General features: G+C 76.2%; 16 protein-coding genes. 4 read left to right on the top strand and 12 right to left on the bottom strand.

The genetic code is table 11. The features are described 5' to 3' along the window. Window positions 1-83: 83 nt before the first annotated feature. From ACFVS0_RS20820 to ACFVS0_RS20805, 4 genes are all read right to left on the bottom strand, one after another. Complete coding sequence (locus ACFVS0_RS20820) at window positions 84-3,131, bottom strand: FAD-binding and (Fe-S)-binding domain-containing protein (RefSeq protein WP_430589012.1); 3,048 nt, start codon at window positions 3,129-3,131, stop codon at window positions 84-86. A gap of 132 nt (window positions 3,132-3,263) precedes the next feature. Further along, on the bottom strand, window positions 3,264-4,319 hold the full coding sequence (locus ACFVS0_RS20815; RefSeq protein ID WP_430589011.1) for a TetR/AcrR family transcriptional regulator: 1,056 nt from the start codon (window positions 4,317-4,319) through the stop codon (window positions 3,264-3,266). Window positions 4,320-4,406: 87 nt separating this feature from the next. Then, entirely contained in the window at window positions 4,407-5,228 is an 822-nt protein-coding gene (locus ACFVS0_RS20810; RefSeq protein WP_430548556.1) for an ABC transporter permease, read from the bottom strand. Next, window positions 5,225-6,217 (bottom strand): ATP-binding cassette domain-containing protein, encoded by a 993-nt coding sequence (locus ACFVS0_RS20805; RefSeq protein WP_430548555.1) that lies wholly within the window; start codon window positions 6,215-6,217, stop codon window positions 5,225-5,227. The genes ACFVS0_RS20810 and ACFVS0_RS20805 overlap by 4 nt, the downstream gene beginning before the upstream one ends. Before the next feature lie 139 nt (window positions 6,218-6,356). Here ACFVS0_RS20805 and ACFVS0_RS20800 point away from each other — a divergent pair, with 139 nt between their 5' ends. After that, window positions 6,357-7,418 carry an NAD-dependent epimerase/dehydratase family protein gene (locus ACFVS0_RS20800; RefSeq protein ID WP_430589010.1) on the top strand — a complete coding sequence of 354 codons (1,062 nt, stop codon included), beginning with the start codon at window positions 6,357-6,359 and terminating at the stop codon, window positions 7,416-7,418. Here the strand turns inward: ACFVS0_RS20800 and ACFVS0_RS20795 are convergent. After that, a complete protein-coding gene (locus tag ACFVS0_RS20795) occupies window positions 7,398-7,943 on the bottom strand; it encodes a MarR family winged helix-turn-helix transcriptional regulator (RefSeq protein ID WP_430548553.1) in 546 nt (181 codons plus the stop codon). The genes ACFVS0_RS20800 and ACFVS0_RS20795 overlap by 21 nt on opposite strands. Before the next feature lie 139 nt (window positions 7,944-8,082). On the opposite strand from ACFVS0_RS20795, the gene ACFVS0_RS20790 reads away from it, so the two are divergent. Then, the gene (locus tag ACFVS0_RS20790) at window positions 8,083-8,715 is read left to right on the top strand and encodes an FMN-dependent NADH-azoreductase (RefSeq protein ID WP_430589009.1); all 633 of its coding nucleotides are present in this window, start codon (window positions 8,083-8,085) and stop codon (window positions 8,713-8,715) included. 214 nt (window positions 8,716-8,929) lie between these two features. Here the strand turns inward: ACFVS0_RS20790 and ACFVS0_RS20785 are convergent, their stop codons facing one another. The 3 genes from ACFVS0_RS20785 to ACFVS0_RS20775 form a co-directional block, all read right to left on the bottom strand. Next, on the bottom strand, window positions 8,930-9,373 hold the full coding sequence (locus ACFVS0_RS20785) for an OsmC family peroxiredoxin (RefSeq protein ID WP_430589008.1): 444 nt from the start codon (window positions 9,371-9,373) through the stop codon (window positions 8,930-8,932). A gap of 131 nt (window positions 9,374-9,504) precedes the next feature. Further along, window positions 9,505-11,010, bottom strand: a complete 1,506-nt coding sequence (locus ACFVS0_RS20780) for a hypothetical protein (RefSeq protein ID WP_430589007.1) — start codon at window positions 11,008-11,010, stop codon at window positions 9,505-9,507. 61 nt (window positions 11,011-11,071) lie between these two features. After that, on the bottom strand, window positions 11,072-11,668 hold the full coding sequence (locus tag ACFVS0_RS20775; protein WP_430589006.1) for an RNA polymerase sigma factor: 597 nt from the start codon (window positions 11,666-11,668) through the stop codon (window positions 11,072-11,074). Between the two features lie 149 nt (window positions 11,669-11,817). Here ACFVS0_RS20775 and ACFVS0_RS20770 point away from each other — a divergent pair, with 149 nt between their 5' ends. After that, window positions 11,818-13,713: a DUF4012 domain-containing protein gene (locus ACFVS0_RS20770; protein ID WP_430589005.1), complete on the top strand. Its 1,896-nt coding sequence runs from the start codon at window positions 11,818-11,820 to the stop codon at window positions 13,711-13,713. Window positions 13,714-13,837: 124 nt separating this feature from the next. After that, window positions 13,838-14,584 carry an LPXTG cell wall anchor domain-containing protein gene (locus ACFVS0_RS20765; protein ID WP_430548547.1) on the top strand — a complete coding sequence of 249 codons (747 nt, stop codon included), beginning with the start codon at window positions 13,838-13,840 and terminating at the stop codon, window positions 14,582-14,584. Between the two features lie 29 nt (window positions 14,585-14,613). Here the strand turns inward: ACFVS0_RS20765 and ACFVS0_RS20760 are convergent, their stop codons facing one another. The 4 genes from ACFVS0_RS20760 to ACFVS0_RS20745 form a co-directional block, all read right to left on the bottom strand. Further along, window positions 14,614-16,254, bottom strand: a complete 1,641-nt coding sequence (locus ACFVS0_RS20760) for a LuxR C-terminal-related transcriptional regulator (RefSeq protein ID WP_430589004.1) — start codon at window positions 16,252-16,254, stop codon at window positions 14,614-14,616. Window positions 16,255-16,350: 96 nt separating this feature from the next. Beyond that, window positions 16,351-16,776, bottom strand: coding sequence for a D-aminoacyl-tRNA deacylase (gene dtd, locus ACFVS0_RS20755; RefSeq protein ID WP_430548545.1), 426 nt, complete (start codon window positions 16,774-16,776; stop codon window positions 16,351-16,353). After that, entirely contained in the window at window positions 16,773-17,798 is a 1,026-nt protein-coding gene (locus tag ACFVS0_RS20750; RefSeq protein WP_430564507.1) for an asparaginase, read from the bottom strand. The genes dtd and ACFVS0_RS20750 overlap by 4 nt, the downstream gene beginning before the upstream one ends. A gap of 10 nt (window positions 17,799-17,808) precedes the next feature. Further along, window positions 17,809-18,153: a DUF2516 family protein gene (locus ACFVS0_RS20745; RefSeq protein ID WP_429733949.1), complete on the bottom strand. Its 345-nt coding sequence runs from the start codon at window positions 18,151-18,153 to the stop codon at window positions 17,809-17,811. Between the last annotated feature and the right edge of the window lie 3 nt (window positions 18,154-18,156).

Raw genomic sequence — 18,156 nt, 5'->3', positions numbered from 1 at the left:
CCGAGGTTTCTGGGGGTGGTGGAGGTTTGGCGGGGTCCCCCATCTCCCTAACCGGTTTCAACCCCATCTCGGCAGATTCGGGACTACCTCGCGGGGTCGAGCCGCTCGGCGATGACCTCCACCAGCGCCTTGCCCTGCGTGCCCTCGAGCTGCACGGCCTGCGTGCGGCAGGAGAAGCCGTCGGCGACGAACTCGGTGCCCTCGGCGCGCTCGCGCAGCGCGGGCAGCAGCGCGTTCTCGGCGACGGCGACGGACACGTCGTAGTGGCCCTTCTGCATGCCGAAGTTGCCGGCCAGCCCGCAGCAGCCGGCGAGGACCTTGATGTCGGCGCCCGCGGCGCGCAGCAGCGCCTCGTCGGCGTCGAAACCCATCACCGAGTGCTGGTGGCAGTGCGGCTGCACGACCGCGGTGAGGTCGGACAGGTCGGGCATCTCCCAGCCGGCCCCGGCGGCCGGCGCGGTCTCCGGCGACGTGAGCAGCTCCGCCAGGGTGCGCGTGGCGTCGGCGACGGCCTGGGCGCGCGGGTCGTCGGGGAACAGGTCCAGCAGGTCGGAGCGCAGCACGGCGGTGCACGAGGGCTCCAGCCCGAGGATCGGGATGCCGTTCACCGCGTACGGCCCGAGCACGGACAGCAGCGACGACAGCCGACGGCGGGCGCCGTCGAGCTGACCGGTCGAGATCCAGGTCAGGCCGCAGCACGCCTGCTGGTCGGGCACGACGACGTCGTACCCGGCCGCGGTCAGCACCTTCACCGCGGCCTGCGGCACGGACGGCGCGAGCGCGTCGCTGAACGAGTCCGCCCAGAGCACGACCTTCGGGCGCGCGCCCGAAGGACGGTCGTGCGGGGTCTTGCCGGCGCCCAGCCCGGGCACTCCGTGCGACGCCCAGCCCCGGCTCCACCAGGTCCGGAACGGGATCTCCGCGAACTGCGGCACCTGCCGTCGCGTGTCCATGCCGCCCGCCCACAGCACCGCCTTGGCGATCCACGGCACGCCGAGCACCTTGTTGACGAACCGCGGCATCCCGCCCGCGAGCCGCGCCCAGCGGGGCAGCCAGCCGAGGGCGTAGTGGTCGACGGGGCGCAGCTTCCCCTTGTAGGTACGGTGCAGCACCTCGGACTTGTACTGCGCCATGTCGACGCCCGCCGGGCAGTCGGACGAGCACGCCTTGCAGCTCAGGCAGAGGTCCAGGGACTCGCGCACCTCCGGCGCGGTGAGCCCGCCCACGAGGGTGCCGTTGACGGCCTCCTGCAGCACGCGCGCCCGCCCGCGGGTCACGTCCTTCTCGTCCTTCGTGGCCTGATAGCTGGGGCACATGAACCCGCCCGAGGCGTGGTTGTCGGCCCGGCACTTGCCCACGCCGACGCAGCGGTGCAGGGCGGTCGTGAGGTCGCCGTGGTCGTGCGCGAACGAGAAGCCGGTGTGGCCCGCCCGCTTCGCGATGCCGTGCAGCGGACCCGAGCCCGCCATCCCCCGGTCCCCCACGGGCAGCGTCGAGAGCACTTGCTTCGCCGCGGGCCGGCGCAGGTCGGCGTCGACGGCCGCGGGCCGCACGACGACGCCCGGGTTGAGCAGGTCGTCGGGGTCGAACAGGGCCTTGAACCGCTCCATGAGCCGGATCGCCTCCGGCGTGTACATCAGCGGCAGCAGCTCGGAGCGGGCGCGGCCGTCGCCGTGCTCCCCCGACAGCGAGCCCCCGTGGTACGCCACCAGCCGCGCGGCGTCGGTCATGAACGTGCGCAGCACCGACCCCGACGTCTCCAGGGGGATGTCGATGCGCAGGTGCACGCAGCCGTCGCCGAAGTGCCCGTAGGGCAGCCCGTCGACGCCGTAGCGCTCCATGAGGTCCTCGAGGTCGCGCAGGTACGCGCCCAGCCGCTCGGGCGGGACGGCGGAGTCCTCCCAGCCCGGCCACGCCTGCTCGCCCGCGGGCGTGCGGCCCGCGAGCCCCGCGCCGTCGGCGCGGATCTGCCACATCTTGGTGGCGTCCGGCCCGGCGGGCAGCACCAGCGAGGACAGGGCCGACGACGACGTCACGACAGCTTCCGCCCGGGCGCTCGCCTCGTCCTGGCTCGCGCCGCCGACCTCGATCATCAGCCAGCCCGCGCCCTCGGGCAGGGCCGGCACGGAGGCCTCGCCCTTCGCCTTGCGCACGACGTCGACCAGGCGCGCGTCGAGCCCCTCGATCGCGAGCGGCTTGTGGCCGAGCAGGTGCGGGACGTCGTCGGCCGCCGCCGGCATGTCCGGGTAGCCGAGCACGACGAGCGTCGGCGCCGACGGCACGGGCACCATCCGCAGCGTGGCGCCGAGCACCGTCACCAGCGTGCCCTCGGTGCCCACCAGCGCCTTGGCGAGGTCGGAGCCGTTCTCCGGCAGCAGGTGCTCCAGCGAGTAGCCCGACACCTGGCGCCCGAACCGGCCGAACTGCGTGCGGATCAGCGCGAGGTTCTCGCGTACCAGCTCTGCCAGGCCCGGCACGGCGGCGAACGTCGCGTCGCCCCGGCCCGCGGTGAAGCGGCGCCCGCGCCCGTCGACGACGTCGAGCTCCACCACGTTGTCGGCCGTGCGGCCGTAGGCCACGGCGTGCGGGCCGCACGCGTTGTTGCCGATCATCCCGCCGAGCGTCGCGCGGTTCTGCGTGGACGGGTCCGGGCCGAACCGCAGGCCGTGGGCGGCGCCCGCGCGCTGCAGGCTCGACATCACGGTGCCGGGCTCGACGACGGCGGTCCCCGCCTCCGGGTCGACCGAGACCACCTGGTTCAGGTGCCGGGAGAAGTCGAGCACCGCGCCCGTGCCGACCGCGTTGCCGGCCACGGAGGTGCCGGCGCCCCGTGCCGTCACGGGAATCTTCAGCTCGCGCAGCACCTCCAGGCCGCGGACCACGTCGCGCGAGCTGCGCGGGAAGGCCACGACGTCGGGCACGACGCGGTAGTTCGAGGCGTCGGTGGAGTACTCCGCGCGCCGCCGGGTGGAGGAGTCGACGTCGCCCGCGATCACCGTCCGCAGCGCGGAGACGACGGCCGCGCGGGCCTCGTCGGCCGCGCGCCTGGCCGCGCTCTCCGCCTCGTCACGGGTGGGCGCGAGGTCCACGTCACCGTCCGGGGTCGGGGTCGTCGGTGTCTGGGCTGGCACGCGCCGATTCTGCCATTCGTCCCCCGGGGGCGCCGCCGCGTCCACGGCACGGCACCCGATCGGTCCCGCCTTCGAGCAGACGGTCCGTCGCGGGAACCGACGTCTTCCCGCGCCGGACCGCTTGCTCGAAGGTCAGCCGCGGTCGGCCTTCTCCTGCGCGGCCCGCACGGCCTCGGCCTCCGCCTTGCGCGCCTCGCGCAGCGCCTTCTCCCGCTCGCGCACCTTCTTCTGCTCCTCGCGGAGCCGGCGCTCGACGTCCTTGCGCTTCGCCGCCGCCTTCTTGACCTTGGGGTCGGAGGCGTAGCGCTGCGCGACGGCGAGCGCCTCGGCGACGCCCTCGTCCTGCGGGACGCCGCCTGGCGGGGTCTCCGGGTCGGGCCCGCCGGCCGCCGCCCGCGCGGCCACGTACGCCGCGACGCCGTCGAGGGTGCGCTCGAGCCCCCATCCGACGTCCTCCTCGTCGTCGAACGTGCTCGTCCCGTACGCGGCGTAGGAGCCGCGCTCGACGATGGGGCGCAGGTACGGGAACCGGACCTCGTCGACGAGGGCGCGCAGCGTGTCCGCGAGCTCGGGGCCCACGGCCGCGGCCGCGTCGGTGCCGGCCGTGTTGGCCTGCCGGAGGTCGCGGTCGAGCAGCGCGGCGTTCCGGGTGAAGCCGTTGAGCAGCAGGATGGTCGCGATCTTGTCGCCGTCGTCGAGCGGCGTCGAGCGCAGCGCGCGCAGGCCGGCGTCGAGGGCGCGTAGGCTCGCCGGGGTGATCGGCGCGCCGGTGACGGGGACGTCGAGGACCCAGGAGTGCCGGCGGAACAGCTCGAAGGTGAACAGGGCCCACTCGCGCAGCTCGGCCCGCCAGTCCGCCGGCTCGTGCGGCGGCGGGAACTCCAGGTCGAGCACGACCTCCTGCATGAGCAGCAGCAGGTCGTCCTTGCTGGTGACGTACCGGTACAGCGACATCGTGGTGAAGCCGAGGCTCTTGGCCACCCGCGCCATGGAGACGCCGGCGAGGCCCTCCGCGTCGGCGATCTCGACGGCGGCCTCGACGATGCGCTCGATGCTCAGCTCGCGGCGGGGCACGCGCTCCGGCCGCTCGGCCGCGCCCCAGGCCAGCGCGAGACGCGGCGGCAGGTCAGGCAGCTCCGCACCCGGCAGGGCCGACTCGGGCAGGTCCGTCTCCGGCGTGTCCGTCATGCGCTCATCATCCCTGAACCTCCTCGCGACCGAGCCTGTCGGGACCGCACCGGGGCCTCGACAGGCTCGACCGACGACGACCGCTGGTCAGCGGGCGGTCCGACGGCGGTACAGGACGCCGCCGACGACGACGCTCGCGACCAGGAAGCCCACCAGCCACACGCACGCCGTGACGATCGTGCCGGCGTCGGGCGCCCCGGCGAGGAGGCCGCGCACCGACTCGATGATCGGGGTGAACGGCTGGTGCTCGGCGAAGCCGTGCAGCCAGTCCGGCATGGTGTCGACCGGCACGAAGCCCGAGCTGAGGTACGGCACGAAGAGGAAGATCATGCTCACGGACATGGACGCCTCGACGCTCAGGACCAGCCCGAACACGACGCAGAGCCAGGTGAACGTGACGACGGCGAGCACCGTGAACCCCACGAAACCGAGCCACTGGCCGAGGTCGGCGTCGGGCCGGAACCCGTACGCGAGCGACACCAGCAGCACCACGACCACGGAGGCGAGGTTGCGCACGACGCTCGCGATGACGTGCCCCCACAGAGCCGACGAGGAAAAGATGGGCAGCGTCTTGAAGCGGTCGATCGTGCCCGTGGTCATGTCCTGGGCGACGCCCGTGGCGGCCGTGGCCGAGTTCATGCCCAGGCACATGACGAGCACGCCGGGCACGACGTAGTCGATGTACTCGCCCCCGGTGCCGCCGGAGATGGCGCCGCCGAAGACGATCACGAACGCCGACATGATGAGCACGGGCAGCGCGAACGCGGTGATGAGCCCGTCGACCGAGCGCAGGGAGCGGCGCGCCTCGCGCCGGGTCATGGTGGCGACGTCGCGCAGGGGCGCGTGCACGGACGCCGGACGGACCGCGCCGTGCGCGGTGCGCGCGGGCGGGGCCAGGGTGGTGGTCATCGCAGGGCCTCCTCGGGGGCGGTCTGGTCGGTGGTGCGGGTCGTGCGGTCGGTGGCGGCGCTGCCGGTGAGCGCCAGGAAGACGTCGTCGAGGGTGGGCTTGACCACGCTCACGCCCGCGACGGCGAGGCCTCGGGACTCGGCCCGGTCGAGGACGTCGCGGATGGCCCGGACGGGCTCGGCGCTCGGGAACGTGAGCGCGAGCGCCCTGAGGTCCTCCTCCGCGGCGTCGAGGCCGGCGACGCCGAGCTCGCGCGCGGTGGCGAGGCTCGCGGCGTCGTCGAACGTCACGCGCACGTGGTCCCCCGCGACGAGGGCCTTGAGCTCCTCGGCCGTGCCGCGCGCGGCGATGGTGCCCTCGGCGAGGACGGCGATCGTGTCGGCCAGCCGGTCGGCCTCCTCGAGGTACTGGGTGGTGAGGAGGATGGTGGTGCCGTCGTCCGCGAGCCCGCGCACGACCTCCCACAGCTGGGAGCGCGACGCCGGGTCGAGGCCGGTGGTGGGCTCGTCGAGCACGAGCACCGCCGGGTCGGCGACGAGGCTGATCGCCAGGTCGAGCCGACGGCGCATGCCGCCCGAGTAGGTGCCGACCCGGCGACGGGCCGCTGCGGTCAGGTCGAAGCGCTCCAGGAGCTCGTGGGCGCGACGCCGCACGACGCGCTTCGGCAGGTGCGCGAGGTCGGCCATCATGACGAGGTTCTCCTCGCCCGTCTGGAACTCGTCGACGCTCGCGTACTGGCCGGTCAGCGCGATGCTGCGCCGCACCGCGGCGGGCTGCTTCACGACGTCGGCGCCCGCGATGGTCGCCGTGCCCCCGTCCGGCTGCACCAGCGTGGTGAGGATGTTGACGGTGGTCGTCTTGCCCGCGCCGTTCGGTCCGAGCAGCGCGAAGATCTCGCCGCGTCGGACGGTGAGGTCGACGCCGCGCAGGACGGCGGTGCGTCCGTAGGACTTGCGCAGCCCCCGCACCGCGATCATCGGGTCGTTCATGGCCGTTCCCCTCCGGTCGGTCTGTGTATGACGTACACGAGCGTACGGCATACACACCGTGTTGGCCATACACCTCGTGTGGCCGGTACACGCGAGCGCTGCACGCGCGCCGCGACGCCGCCGCGGCTACGGTCGGACCGTGCGCGTCGTCGTCGTGGGAGCAAGCGGGAACGTCGGGACCGCCGTGCTGGGCGCCCTGGCCCGCGAACCCGCCGTGACCTCGGTCGTCGGCGTCGCCCGGCGGGTGCCCCGTGCCGACGGCAGCAGCACGGTCGCCTACCCGCACTCCGCCGCCGAGTGGGTCCGCGTCGACCTCACCGACACCGCCGACGCCGTCGTGCGCGGCCTCGACCAGGCCTTCCTCGGCGCCGACACCGTCGTCCACCTCGCCTGGGCGCCGCCGTCCGCCCGCGACTCCGGGCAGGCCCGGCGCCTCAACCTCGACGGCTCGCGGGCCGTCGCCGACGCCGTCGTGCGCGGCGGCGTCCCGCACCTCGTGTTCGGCTCGACCTCCGGCGTCTACTCCCCCGGCCCGGACGACGGCGGCCTCGTGCGCGAGGACTGGCCGCGGCGCGGCGTACGCACGTCGTCCTACTCCGTGCAGAAGGCCGCCGTCGAGCGGATGCTCGACGACGTCGCCGCGCGGCACCCGCGGCTGGTCGTGACGCGGGTGCGGCCCGCGCTCATGCTGCAGCGCGAGGCGGGCGCCGAGCTCGGGCGCTACTTCCTGGGGCCGCTCGGCACCCGCGCGCTGCGGCTCGCCGCCAAGCGCGCCCCCGAGGGAGCGCTGCTGCCCGCGGTGCCCGCGCTCGCAGGCCTGCGCCTGCAGGTGATGCACGTCGACGACGCCGCCGACGCGTACCGCGCCGTCGTCGTCGGCCGCCACCCCGGGGCGTTCAACCTCGCCCCCGAGGGCTGGCTCACGTCGGCCGACCTCGCCGACACGCTCTCCGCGGGCCGCAGCGTCGAGGTCTCGCCCGACGTCGCGCGGACCGGGCTGTCGGTCGCCTCTCGGCTGCGCCTCGCGCCCATCGACGTGGGCTGGTTCGACATGGCCCGTGCCGACGTCGTCCTGGACGCGACGCGCGCCCGCGAGCTGCTGCGCTGGGAACCCACCCACGACCCGCGCGACGTGCTGCGCGAGACCGTCGAGGGCGTCATCGCCGGCACGGGCGCCGGCTCACCGCCCCTGCTCGGCTGACTCCGCGGGCAGCGGCCCGCAGCCGGTGCCGCGGGCGCGCTCGGCGCACGCCAGCGCCGGGTCGATCGTGCGCACGACGACGTCGGCGGCCGCGCCGAGCGCCGCGAGCTGGTCCTCGCCGAGGGCGTCCACCACGAGGCGGCGCACCTCCCGGACGTGCCCCGGGGCGGCCGCCTCGAGCTTGCGCCAGCCCGCCTCCGTGAGCCGCGCCTCCATCCGTCGTCGCCCGTCCGAGCACGCGGTGCGCTCGACCAGGCCGGAACGCTCGAGGCGACCCACGGCGTGCGACAGGCGCGACAGCGAGCCGCGGGACAGTGCCGCGAGGTCGGACATGCCGAGGGTGCGGTCAGGAGCCTCCCCGAGGGCGGAGAGCACGTGGTACTCGAAGAGGTTGAGCCCCGCGTCGGCGCGCAGCTGCGCGTCGAGCGTGGCGGGCAGGGTCATGAGGAGCGCGGCTACCGACGACCAGCTCCGCTGCTGGTCCTCGTCGAGCCACACCGGGGCGTCGGTCGGTGCGGACGGCATACCCCATCCTAGGCCGACTTGAACGATCAACACCGTCGCGGGTACGTTCGTGTTGAACGTTCAAGACGACGTCCTCCCGGACGCCCTCTCCCGCCCGTCGCCCGCCCGCCGGCGACCCCCGCACCGGAGGAACCACCTCATGACGCTTCTTCGCCTCGACGCCAGCATCCAGGGCGACCTGTCCGCGAGCTCGGCCCTCGCCGACGCCGTGGTCGCCGAGGTCACGGCCGCCCGCCCCGGCACCGCCGTCGTCTCCCGGCACCTGGGCCAGGACCCGCTGCCCGCGGACGCCTGGGCCCAGGCCACCTCAGGCGGGTTCGTCGCGGAGACCGAGCGCACCCCGCAGCAGCGTGCCGCCCTCGACCTCGCCGCGGCCCTGGCCGACGAGGTCCGCGCCGCCGACGCCCTCGTCCTCGCCCTGCCGCTGTACAACTACGGCGTCTCGCAGCACGCGAAGACCTGGATCGACCTCGTCACGACCGGCGCGGGCGCGGGCGTGCCCGTGCTCGAGGGCAAGCCCACCGTGCTCGTCACCACCCGTGGCGGCTCCTACGGCGAGGGCAGCCCCCGCGCCGGCTGGGACCACAACACCGACTACCTGCGGCGCATCCTCGCCGACCTCTGGCAGGCCGACCTCACCGTCGTCGAGCGCGAGTTCACGCTGGTGGGCGTCAACCCCGCCCTGGACCAGTTCACCGACCTCGCCGCCGTGATGGCCAAGCAGGCCGAGGAGGACGCCGTCGCGGCCGGCAAGGCCCTCGCCGCCCGCTGACGCCGAGGTAGTCCCGATCCCCGCGAGGTAGTTCCCCTCCACGCGAGGTAGTACGAAACTCCGCGAGGTAGTTCGAAGCACCGCGAGGTAGTACGACAGACGGCGAGGTAGTCCGCGCACGGACTACCTCGCCGTCGTGCGGACTACCTCGCCGTCGTGCGAACTACCTCGCCGTCGTGCGAACTACCTCGCCGTCGTGCGGACTACCTCACGGTCAGCCCTCGAAGGTCACGTCCAGCGTGATCTCGCCGACGCCCGCCAGCGCCTTGGAGACCGGGCAGCCGGCCTTCGCGGCCTCGGCGGCGGCGCGGTACGTGTCGGCGTCGATCCCGGCGGCGGAGCCGACGACGGTCAGCGCGATCTTCGAGATCTCGAGACCGCCGCCCGCGGCCGGGGTCAGGGTGACGTCGGCGGTCACGTCGGTCTTGCCCGGCGTGCCGCCGGCGTTCGCCACCTCGAGCGAGAACGCCATCGCGTAGCACGACGAGTGCGCGGCCGCGATGAGCTCCTCCGGGCTGGTGACACCCTCCGCGGCGTCCGCCGTCCGGCGGGGGAACGAGACGTCGAACGTCCCGACGCCCGAGCTGGCGAGCTCGACCCGGCCGGAGCCCTGCTGGATGTCGCCGTTCCAGGCGGTGCGTGCGGTGCGGGTGGACATAGGAGTTCTCCTTCGTGCTCCGGGACAGGTCACGACGACCGTAACCCGCACCCGCGCTCCGCGTCAGGGACCGCCCGCGTGGTGGCGGTCACGTCCGGGGCGGCGCCGTCGGGCGCGGCGCTCGACAGCGCTCAACGGGGCGCCGAGAAGTCCATCGCGTCGTCGGCGACGGCGACGACGGACCACGCGTTGCCGTCGGCGTCGGACAGCTCGTACGCGGGGACGAGGACGACGGACCCGTCGTCCTGCGTCTGCTGCGCCAGGCCGAGCCTGGCGTCGGTGATCTCGACGTCGGACACCGGCCAGTCGACCGGGTCGCCGGCCGCGGGGGGAGCCGGGGGCGCGGACGGCTCGGTCCCGTCCTCCTCGGTCTCGGCCCACATGGCCTCCTCGTCGGCGAGCACGACCGGCCAGGCGGAGCCGGAGAACCGCGGGTCGCCGAGCCGCTCCACCGCCTCGGCCGGGCTGATCACGGGGTACTCGCCGAGGTCGGCCGTCGTGGCGAGGAAGCCGTCGAGCCAGGCGATGCCCTCCTCCCCGACGGTCGCGCTCCACTGCGCCCCGGTGCGCGTGCCGTCCACCACCTGGGAGGCGGTGACCCACCGGCCGGGGTCGCCGTCGGTCTTCTCGCCCACCTCGATCTCGAACGCGTCGGGGTCGACGCCGAGGCTCCGCATGGCGTCGGTGAGCGCGTCGCGCGCCTCCCGGTCGCCGACGGACGACGTCGCCGGCTCGTCGCACGCGGGCTCGGTGTCCTCCCCGTCGTCTCCTCCGTCGCTGCGCGCGACGACGTCCTCGCACCGCCACGGGTCGGCGCCGGGGTCGTTGTAGCCGAACGTCGCGCTACCGTCGGCGGACAGCCAGACGTGCGGTCCGCTGCCGTCCTGGGGGCCCACGGACCAGCCGTACTCCCACCGCGGCTTCCCCTCGACACCGAGCGCCTCCGCGAGCCGGGCGGCCCCCTCACGGGTGGCGACGTCCGTCGCGTCGAGGGCGTAGGCCGACGCCGTGCCGCCCGCGGTGGACAGGCCGTCGCCGTGGAACAGCGCGCGACCGGACGAGTACCAGCTCGGCAGGGTGGCGTCGCCCGCCGCGGCCGACGACGCCGCGCCGGACGCACCGTCCCCCGCCGAGTCCTCCGCGGCACCCATCGCCGCTCCGCCGGCCGCGGCGTCGTCGCCGGCCGGCCCGGCTCCCCGGCCGCCGCCGTTCAGCACGACCGGGGCGTCGGCGGAGCCGGCGGCCTCGGAGGCGCCGGGCGCGGCTGCGCCGCCGAGGGCGTACCCGCCCACGCCCACCGCCACGAGCACCACGACGCCCGCGGCGGCCAGCCACGGCGTGCGGCGCCACCCACGGCGGGCGGCGAGCTCGTCGCCGTCGCGCTCCCCGTCGTCGACCCCGGCGCCCCCCGCCCCCTCGGCCACGGTCGCGTCACCGTCCGCGGCCAGCCGGGTGTCGACCTTCGCCCGCAACCCCGCACCCGCCGGCTCGACCCCTGCGGCCGGGTCCGCCGCCCGCAGGCGCGCGAACGCCACGTCGTCACGGTCGTCACGGTCGTCGCGCGGCACGTCCGGAGCCGCGGACTCCCCCTGGGGTACGTCACCGCGCGTCTCGTCCCGGCCCTCGTCCCGGCTCATGCTGTCCTCCCGGCCCCACGGCCCGCCGGTCCGGCGGGCGTCTCGCACCCCGTCTGTGTCGTCATCGCGCGCCGGCTTGCGCCGCGGCGTCGCCCTCGGCCGCACCGTCGCCGTCCTGGGTCTCGCCGTCCTGGGTCTCGGCGTCCCACGCGGCGCGCAGCCGCGCCCGGGCGCGGGACAGCGCGGCGTCGGCTCCCCCGCGCGAGACGCCGAGCACCTGCGCCAGCCCGTCGCCCCCGACGCCGTCCCACGCGACGAGGAGGAGCACCTGCCGGTCGCGCGGTGAGAGGCGGGCGAGGACCGCACGCACGCGGTCGTCGTCGACGGCGAGCGCCGCCGGGTCGACGTCGTCGGGCACCTCGGGCACGACGGCGACGGGCGTCGGCCGGGCCTTACGGCGGTGGTTGGCCAGCACGAAGCCGGCGGTGCGGTAGAGCCACGGGAGCTCCGCGCCGCGCGGCACGTCCGCCCGACGACGCCAGGCGGTGGCCAGCACGTCCGCGGCCAGGTCCTCCGCGTCCGCGCCGCCCGCGGGCAGGCGCCGCACGAGGTAGCGGTGCACCGCGCCCGCGTGCGCGGCGAAGAGGGCGTCGAACCACGCCGTGTCGTCGCGGTCGTCGTCGCCGTCGTCGACACGCGCCGTCTCGTCCGGGTCCACCGGGCCTCCTGCGGTCCTGGGCGCGCGAGGGCGCGCGCCACCCCTCGACGCGACTGTGTCGCCGTACCCCCTGGTCTTGCACCCGCGCGCGCCGACATCACCCGCAGATTCATCCCTCCGACCGCGCCGCGCGGACCTACGGTGCGGGGATGACCGTCGACACGGGCGCGGCGCCCGCCAGCACGGAGCCCACGGCGCCGACACCCCGCCGACGGCGCGCCGTGCGCTGGGTGCTGCTCGGCACGGTCGCGGCCCTGCTGGTCGTCGCCGTGTGCGCGGTGCTCCTGGTCCGCGACGCGCTCGCCGCGCGCGGCGCCCTCACCCGCGCCGCGGTGCAGGTGCCCGCGGTGGCGGAGGAGCTGCGCGCCGGGGCCCGGTCGGAGGCGGACGGCGACACCCCCGCGACGCTCGCCTCCTCCCCCGCCCTGGCGGAGCTGCGGGCGCAGACCACGATCGCGCGCGAGGCGACCGACGGCCCGCTGTGGTGGCTCGCCGCCCGACTGCCCGTGGTCGGCCCGTCGGCGGGGGCGGCCGTCGACGTCGCCGTCGTGCTCGACGACGTGACCGACGAGGTGCTGCCCCCCTTGGCCGACCTGGCCGACGCCGTGGCCGCCACCGATCGCACCCCGGACGGCGGGCTCGACCTCGCGCCGCTGCAGGCGGCGGCGCCCGGGATGGCGACGGCGCGGGCGTCGGTCGACGCGTCGCGGGCGCGCCTCGACGCCGTCGACCCCGACGCCCTGCTGCCGCAGCTCGCCGACCCCGTGGCGACGCTGCGCGACCGGGTCGACGAGCTGGCCGGCGCCGTCGCGACCGGAGACCGCGCGGCCGCGCTCGGCCCGGCGATGCTCGGCGCGGACGGACCGCGCACGTACCTCCTGCTGGGCATGAGCACCGGCGAGCTGCGGCAGGGCGGCGGCATCCCGGGCGCGCTCGTCCTGCTGCGGGTGGACGACGGGCGCGTCGAGGTGGTGCGCCAGGTCGCGGCCTCCGCCGTCGGTCCGTTCCGCTCCCCCGTGCTCCCCCTGTCCGCCGACGACGACGAGGCGTACACGGCCCGGCTCGGCATGTTCGTGCAGGACGTCACGGCCACCCCCGACTTCCCGACGTCCGCCGCACTGGCCGCCGAGATGTGGGCGCGCGCCCAGGGCGAGCAGGTCGACGGCGTCCTGGCCACCGACCCGGTCGCGCTCTCCCAGCTGCTCGCCGAGACGGGCCCCGTGCGGGTGCCGGTGTCGGGCCCGGTCGCCACCGCGCTCGGCCGCGACACCGTGGAGCTGACGGCCGAGAACGCCGTCGACGTGCTGCTGCGGCGCGTCTACGACGTCCTGGACCCCGAGGCGGCCGACCAGTTCTTCGCGGAGGCCGCCGCCGCGGTGCTCGCGCGGTCCATGTCCGACGAAGTCCCCCCGGCGACGCTGCTCGTCGGCCTGCAGCGCGCGGCCGGGGAGCACCGGGTGCGGGTGTGGTCGGCCGACCCCGCCGAGGAGGCGCGGCTGGAGGGCACGCTGGTCGCCGGGTCGTACGCCGCCGCCCCGCGCGCCGCCGACGCCGTCGGCGTGTTCCTCACCGACCACGTGGCCGGGAAGATGTCGGCGTACCTGGACTCGTCGCTGCACGTCGTCGGCTCGGAGTGCACCGACGCCGGCCGGGTGGACACGCTCGAGCTGACGTTGGCCTCGACGGCCCCCGACGACGCCGCCGCGGTGCTGCCGTGGTACGTGGCCGGCGTTCCGGGCGGCACGCACCCGCCGGGCACCCTGAGCCTCGGCGTGACCGTGGCGGGGCCCCGCGACGGGGAGGCGCCGCGCGTCGAACGGGACGGGGCCGCGGTCGGCGGCGAGGCCCGCACCACGCACGGACGCCCCACCCAGTCCATCACCGTGGTTCTCGCCCCGGGCGAGAGCGCCACGCTGCGGTTCGCCGTGCCGGGCGCACCGGCGGGCGAGGAGGGCGGCACGCCGCCCGGCCGCCTGGAGGTCTGGTCGACCCCGACGACGACGGCGGGCGGGCTGCTCGACGTCGAGGTGCCGACCTGCGGGTGAAGACGCCTCCTGCCTGCGGTTTCACCCGGGTGAGACGGGGTCGCCGGTCGAGGTGCGCGGCTAGCGTGAGGGCCCCAGGCAGCACCCAGGCAGCACGGAGAGCATCGCCCCCGGAGGAGTCGAGATGGCCCACGCACGCACCGCCGTACGCGCCGCCGCCGGCCTGGCCCTGAGCGGCGCGATCGCGGTCGCCGCCGCACCGGCCCTCGCCGCCACGGTGCCCAGCCCGAGCAGCAGCCCGAGCAGCACCGACTACCCGCCGCCCGAGGAGCCGACGCTCACCGCGCAGATCTTCCAGCCGGAGTGCGACGGCGACGTGCCGTACCTCCGCTACGCCGTCACCGCCACGGGCACCGAGAACACCACCGTGACCATCACGTGGCTCAACCCGGGCGGCGACGACGTCGTGCAGGCCGACCTCCCGATGAGCGGCCGGGTCCTGTGGCCGGGCGCCGTGGTGGACTCGTCGGGCGCGCCGCTCGACTGGCCCGGCTGGCGCCTCGAGAACGGCGTCTGGGTGGAGGGCGACGAGTTCGACTGGGTGCGCCCGTCCGTGGACGTGAAGCTCGAGGTGAACCCCGAGCTCACCATGACCGCCGCCTACCCGCCGTCGTCCCCGAGCTGCGCGACCAACCCGCCCGGCACCGTGCCGCCCGACGAGCCGGGCGAACCCGGTGACCCGACGCCCGGCACGACCGTCCCCGCCGCCGTGCCCGCGGACGGGGCTCCCCCCGCGGCCGCACCGCCCGCGTCGGGCTTCCTGCCGCAGACGGGCGCGGGCGTCGCCGGGCTGGTCGCCGCGGCCGCGGCGCTCGTGGCCGCGGGCGGCCTCGCCGTCGGCCTCGCGCGCCGGCGTCGCACCGACCACTGACACGGCTGTGAGGCCGGGTCAGGCCGGCGTCACGACGCGGGCCGCAGCGCGACGACCGTGAGCTCGGCGCGCGAACTCACGCCGACCTTCCGGAAGACGCGCCCCAGGTGCACCTCGACGGTGCGCACGGACACGCACAGCCGATCGGCCACCTGCTTGTTCGCCAGGCCGTCCGCGACGAGGCGCGCGACGTCGAGCTCCCGCGCCGTGAGCACGTCCGCCCAGCGCGCCCACACGTCCGCGAGCCCGTCCCGGCCGCCCCGGCAGGTGCGCACCGCGCTCACCACGAGCGACGGCACGGTGGCCGGGCGCGGGTACCCGAGGTCGCGACAGACGGCGACGGCCGCGGGGACCGGGTCCGGGCCGACGGCACGCAGCCCGGCGGCGAGGGTGTCCGAGCCGCCGGTGCGGCGCGCCACCTCGGCCGCGAGCCCGCCGACGACGTGCGACACCGGCAGGCGCGCCGCGGCGTCGTCGAGCACCCGGGCGGCCTGCTCGGCGTCGCCGCCGCGCAGGAGGACGAGCGCCTGCACCACCCGCAGGTGCGCCTCCGCCAGCGGGGAGAGCCCGTCCGCCCCTACCCAGGCGACGGTCTCCCGGTACGGCGCGGCGGTGACGACGGCCCGGGCCAGCACCTCGTCGGCCTCCCGGGGGTAGCGGTCGAGGCGGGCCAGCGCCTCGACCACGGCGGCCAGGGCGGCGCGGTCCGCCGGGGACACCGTGGCGCGCGCGACCGGCACGACGAGGCGCGCGAGCCGGACGCCCGGCGGGTCCTCGTCGTCGGGCGGCAGCGGCCCGGCCGCACCTGGGCCGGGGCACGGTGCCGGCGACCCGGGCCGGTCCAGGTGCCGGGCGTCGACCAGCGCGAGCACCGCGTCACGGGCTCGCTCGGCATCGTCCTGGACCGTCGCGACGCCGGTGCTCGCCACCCGCTCGAGCCATCCGGCGGCGTCGTGCAGGTGCCCCCCGAGCAGCGCGGCGCGCCCCGCGACGAGGAACGCCCTCGCCCGCACGTCGCCGGTGCCGTGGCTGGCTGCCTCCCGCGCGACCGCGTGCGCCGCGACCGCGCACCCCTGACCCAGCCGCTGCCGGGCGAGGCGAACCAGGCCGTCGGCCAGGGCCGGGTCGCCGGCGAGCGTGGCGAGCGCGGCGTGCCACCGCGCCGCCCCGGGCTCCCCCGCGCGCTCCAGCTCGGTCGCCAGCGCGGCGTGCACGGCCGTGCGCTCGGTGAGGTCGGCGTCCTCGTGCACGACGGCGCGCAGCCGCGGGTCCGCGACCCGGAACCGGCCGTCGGCGAGCTGGAGGTGCCCGGCCAGCGGCGGCGCGAGCAGTCGCTCGACGGAAGCGCCGGTCGCGCCGAGCAGGACGTCGACGCGGTCCAGGACGAGCACCCCGGCGGCCAGGAGCACGCGCCGGTCCTCGGGGTCGAGCGCGCCGGCGGTCCCGTCCAGGGCCGCCGCCCGCACCGCGGCCGTCACGGGGAGCGGGTCGGGCAGCGCGGCGACGCCGGCGAGCTGGTGGGGGGTGAGCAGCCCGAGCGTCTGGGCGAGGGCCTCGGGGTCGGCGCCCACGAGCTCCGAGACCCGTCGCACGACCTGCGGCGCGACCGGTCGCGCACGGACCCCCGGCGGGGACTGCCAGGGCGCGGCGCTGTCGCGGATCGAGGTCATCGTCGGCCTCCCGTCTCGTGCCGGGCCTCGGTGCTCGGCGGCACCACTCTGCCGCATCAGCCCGAAAATTGCGCGAAGACGCAGGTCAGCGATTTGTCAGGTCTCCACCAATATCGTCACGGGGCCGTCGTTCACGAGCTCGACGGACATGTCCGCCCCGAACCTCCCGGTGGCCACCTCGAGCCCCCGCGCCCGCAGGTCTGCCACGACCTCGTCCACCAGCGGCTCCGCCACCGGGCCGGGCGCGGCCGCGTTCCAGGTGGGCCGGCGACCCTTGCGTGCGTCCCCGTACAGCGTGAACTGGCTGACCACCAGCACCGGGGCGCCCGCGTCGGTCACCGAGCGCTCGTCGCGCAGGATGCGCAGCTCCGCGATCTTGCGGGCGACGGTCGCCACCTCGGCGGGGCCGTCGGCGTGCGTCACGCCGACGAGCGCGAGCAGGCCGGGCCGGTCGATCGCCCCCACCACCTCGCCGTCGACCGTGACGGACGCGCTCGACACGCGCTGCAGCACGGCCCTCATGCGACGTCCGCCGCGAAGGCCGGGCGCACCGCGCCGACCGGCGCCCCGCCACCCAGCACGGGCGTGACGCCGACGGCGTCCAGCGCGGCGGCGTCCGCGCCCGCGACGTCGGCCGCCCCCGCCGCGCGCATCGCCGCGGCGAGGATCGCCGGGCGGGGCCGGTCGCCGCCGTCGAGGATCTTGAACGCCACCGCCGACCCGTCGGGCAGGCCCGCCGCGCACACGCCGTCGGCGCCGATCTTGGCGATCGACCCGGGCACCGCGGTCATGACGAGCGTGTCCTCGCGGCCACGCCCCGCCACCATCTCCGGGTGGCCGGCCATCGCGCGCGCGACGCGGCCGCCCTCGTCGGTGGTGCCGGCGGCGCCGACGGACGCCAGCCGCCCGAACGACCGCGCCAGGCCGAGCACGGTGGTGGAGAACAGCGGCGCGCCGCAGCCGTCCACGGTGACGTGCGGGTCCGCGTCGCCCGTCAGCTCGACGACGGCGTCGCGCACCGCGCGCTGGAGCGGGTGGTCGAGGTCGAGGTAGGACGCGGTGTCCCAGCCGGCCGCGACGCAGGTCGCGAGCATCGCGGCGTGCTTGCCCGAGCAGTTCTGCGCGACCCGTTCCGGCCCGTGGCCGGCCTCCTGCCAGGCGAGCGCCTCGGCGCGGCCGAGCGGCAGGTCGGGCGTGTTGCGCAGGACGGACTCGTCCAGCCCCGCGCCGGCGAGGATCTCGCGGACCCCGGCCAGGTGCTCGGGGGCGCCGCTGTGGCTGGCGGCCCCGAGCGCCAGGAGCCGGCCCGGCAGGTCGAGGCCGGAGCGCAGCATGGCCACGGCCTGGAGCGGCTTCACCGACGAGCGCGGCCAGATCGTCGTCGTCGGGTCGCCCAGGGCGAGCCGCACCCCGCCGTCGGGCCCCAGCACCACGAGGTGCCCCAGGTGCACCGACTCCACGAGGTCGCCGCGCACCACCTCGGCCAGCGGGGCCGCGCCGCGCACCACGGGCGCGACGGGCGCGGGCGAGCCCGTCGTCGTCACCTCGCCCACGTCACCAGCCGCCCGTCGGGCCCTGCGGGCGACGCCCCCCGCCGGTGCCGTACGGCTGGATCCGCGGGCGCACGTCCACCCAGTAGATGATCGCGGGCGTCACGGCGATGACGTTGAAGAACGACCCGGCGGTCATGAGCATCGGCGGCAGCCCGAAGAGCCCGATGAGGGCCGCGATGCCGAGGATGATCAGCCAGATGTTCTTCTTCAGCTTCCCCTCGGACACGTAGGCGTTCGCGGGCCGGCGGGCGGCGTCGAGGAACGCGACGAGCTGCACGACGAACACCACGACCGCGAGCACGACGAGCAGGATGTACTGGAAGGATCCGAAGGCGGCGGAGATCACCCG

Origin of the sequence: Isoptericola sp. NPDC058082 (assembly GCF_042885055.1) — a bacterium.
Lineage (GTDB): Bacteria > Actinomycetota > Actinomycetes > Actinomycetales > Cellulomonadaceae > Isoptericola.
This window is presented reverse-complemented; position numbering and strand designations above follow the sequence as displayed.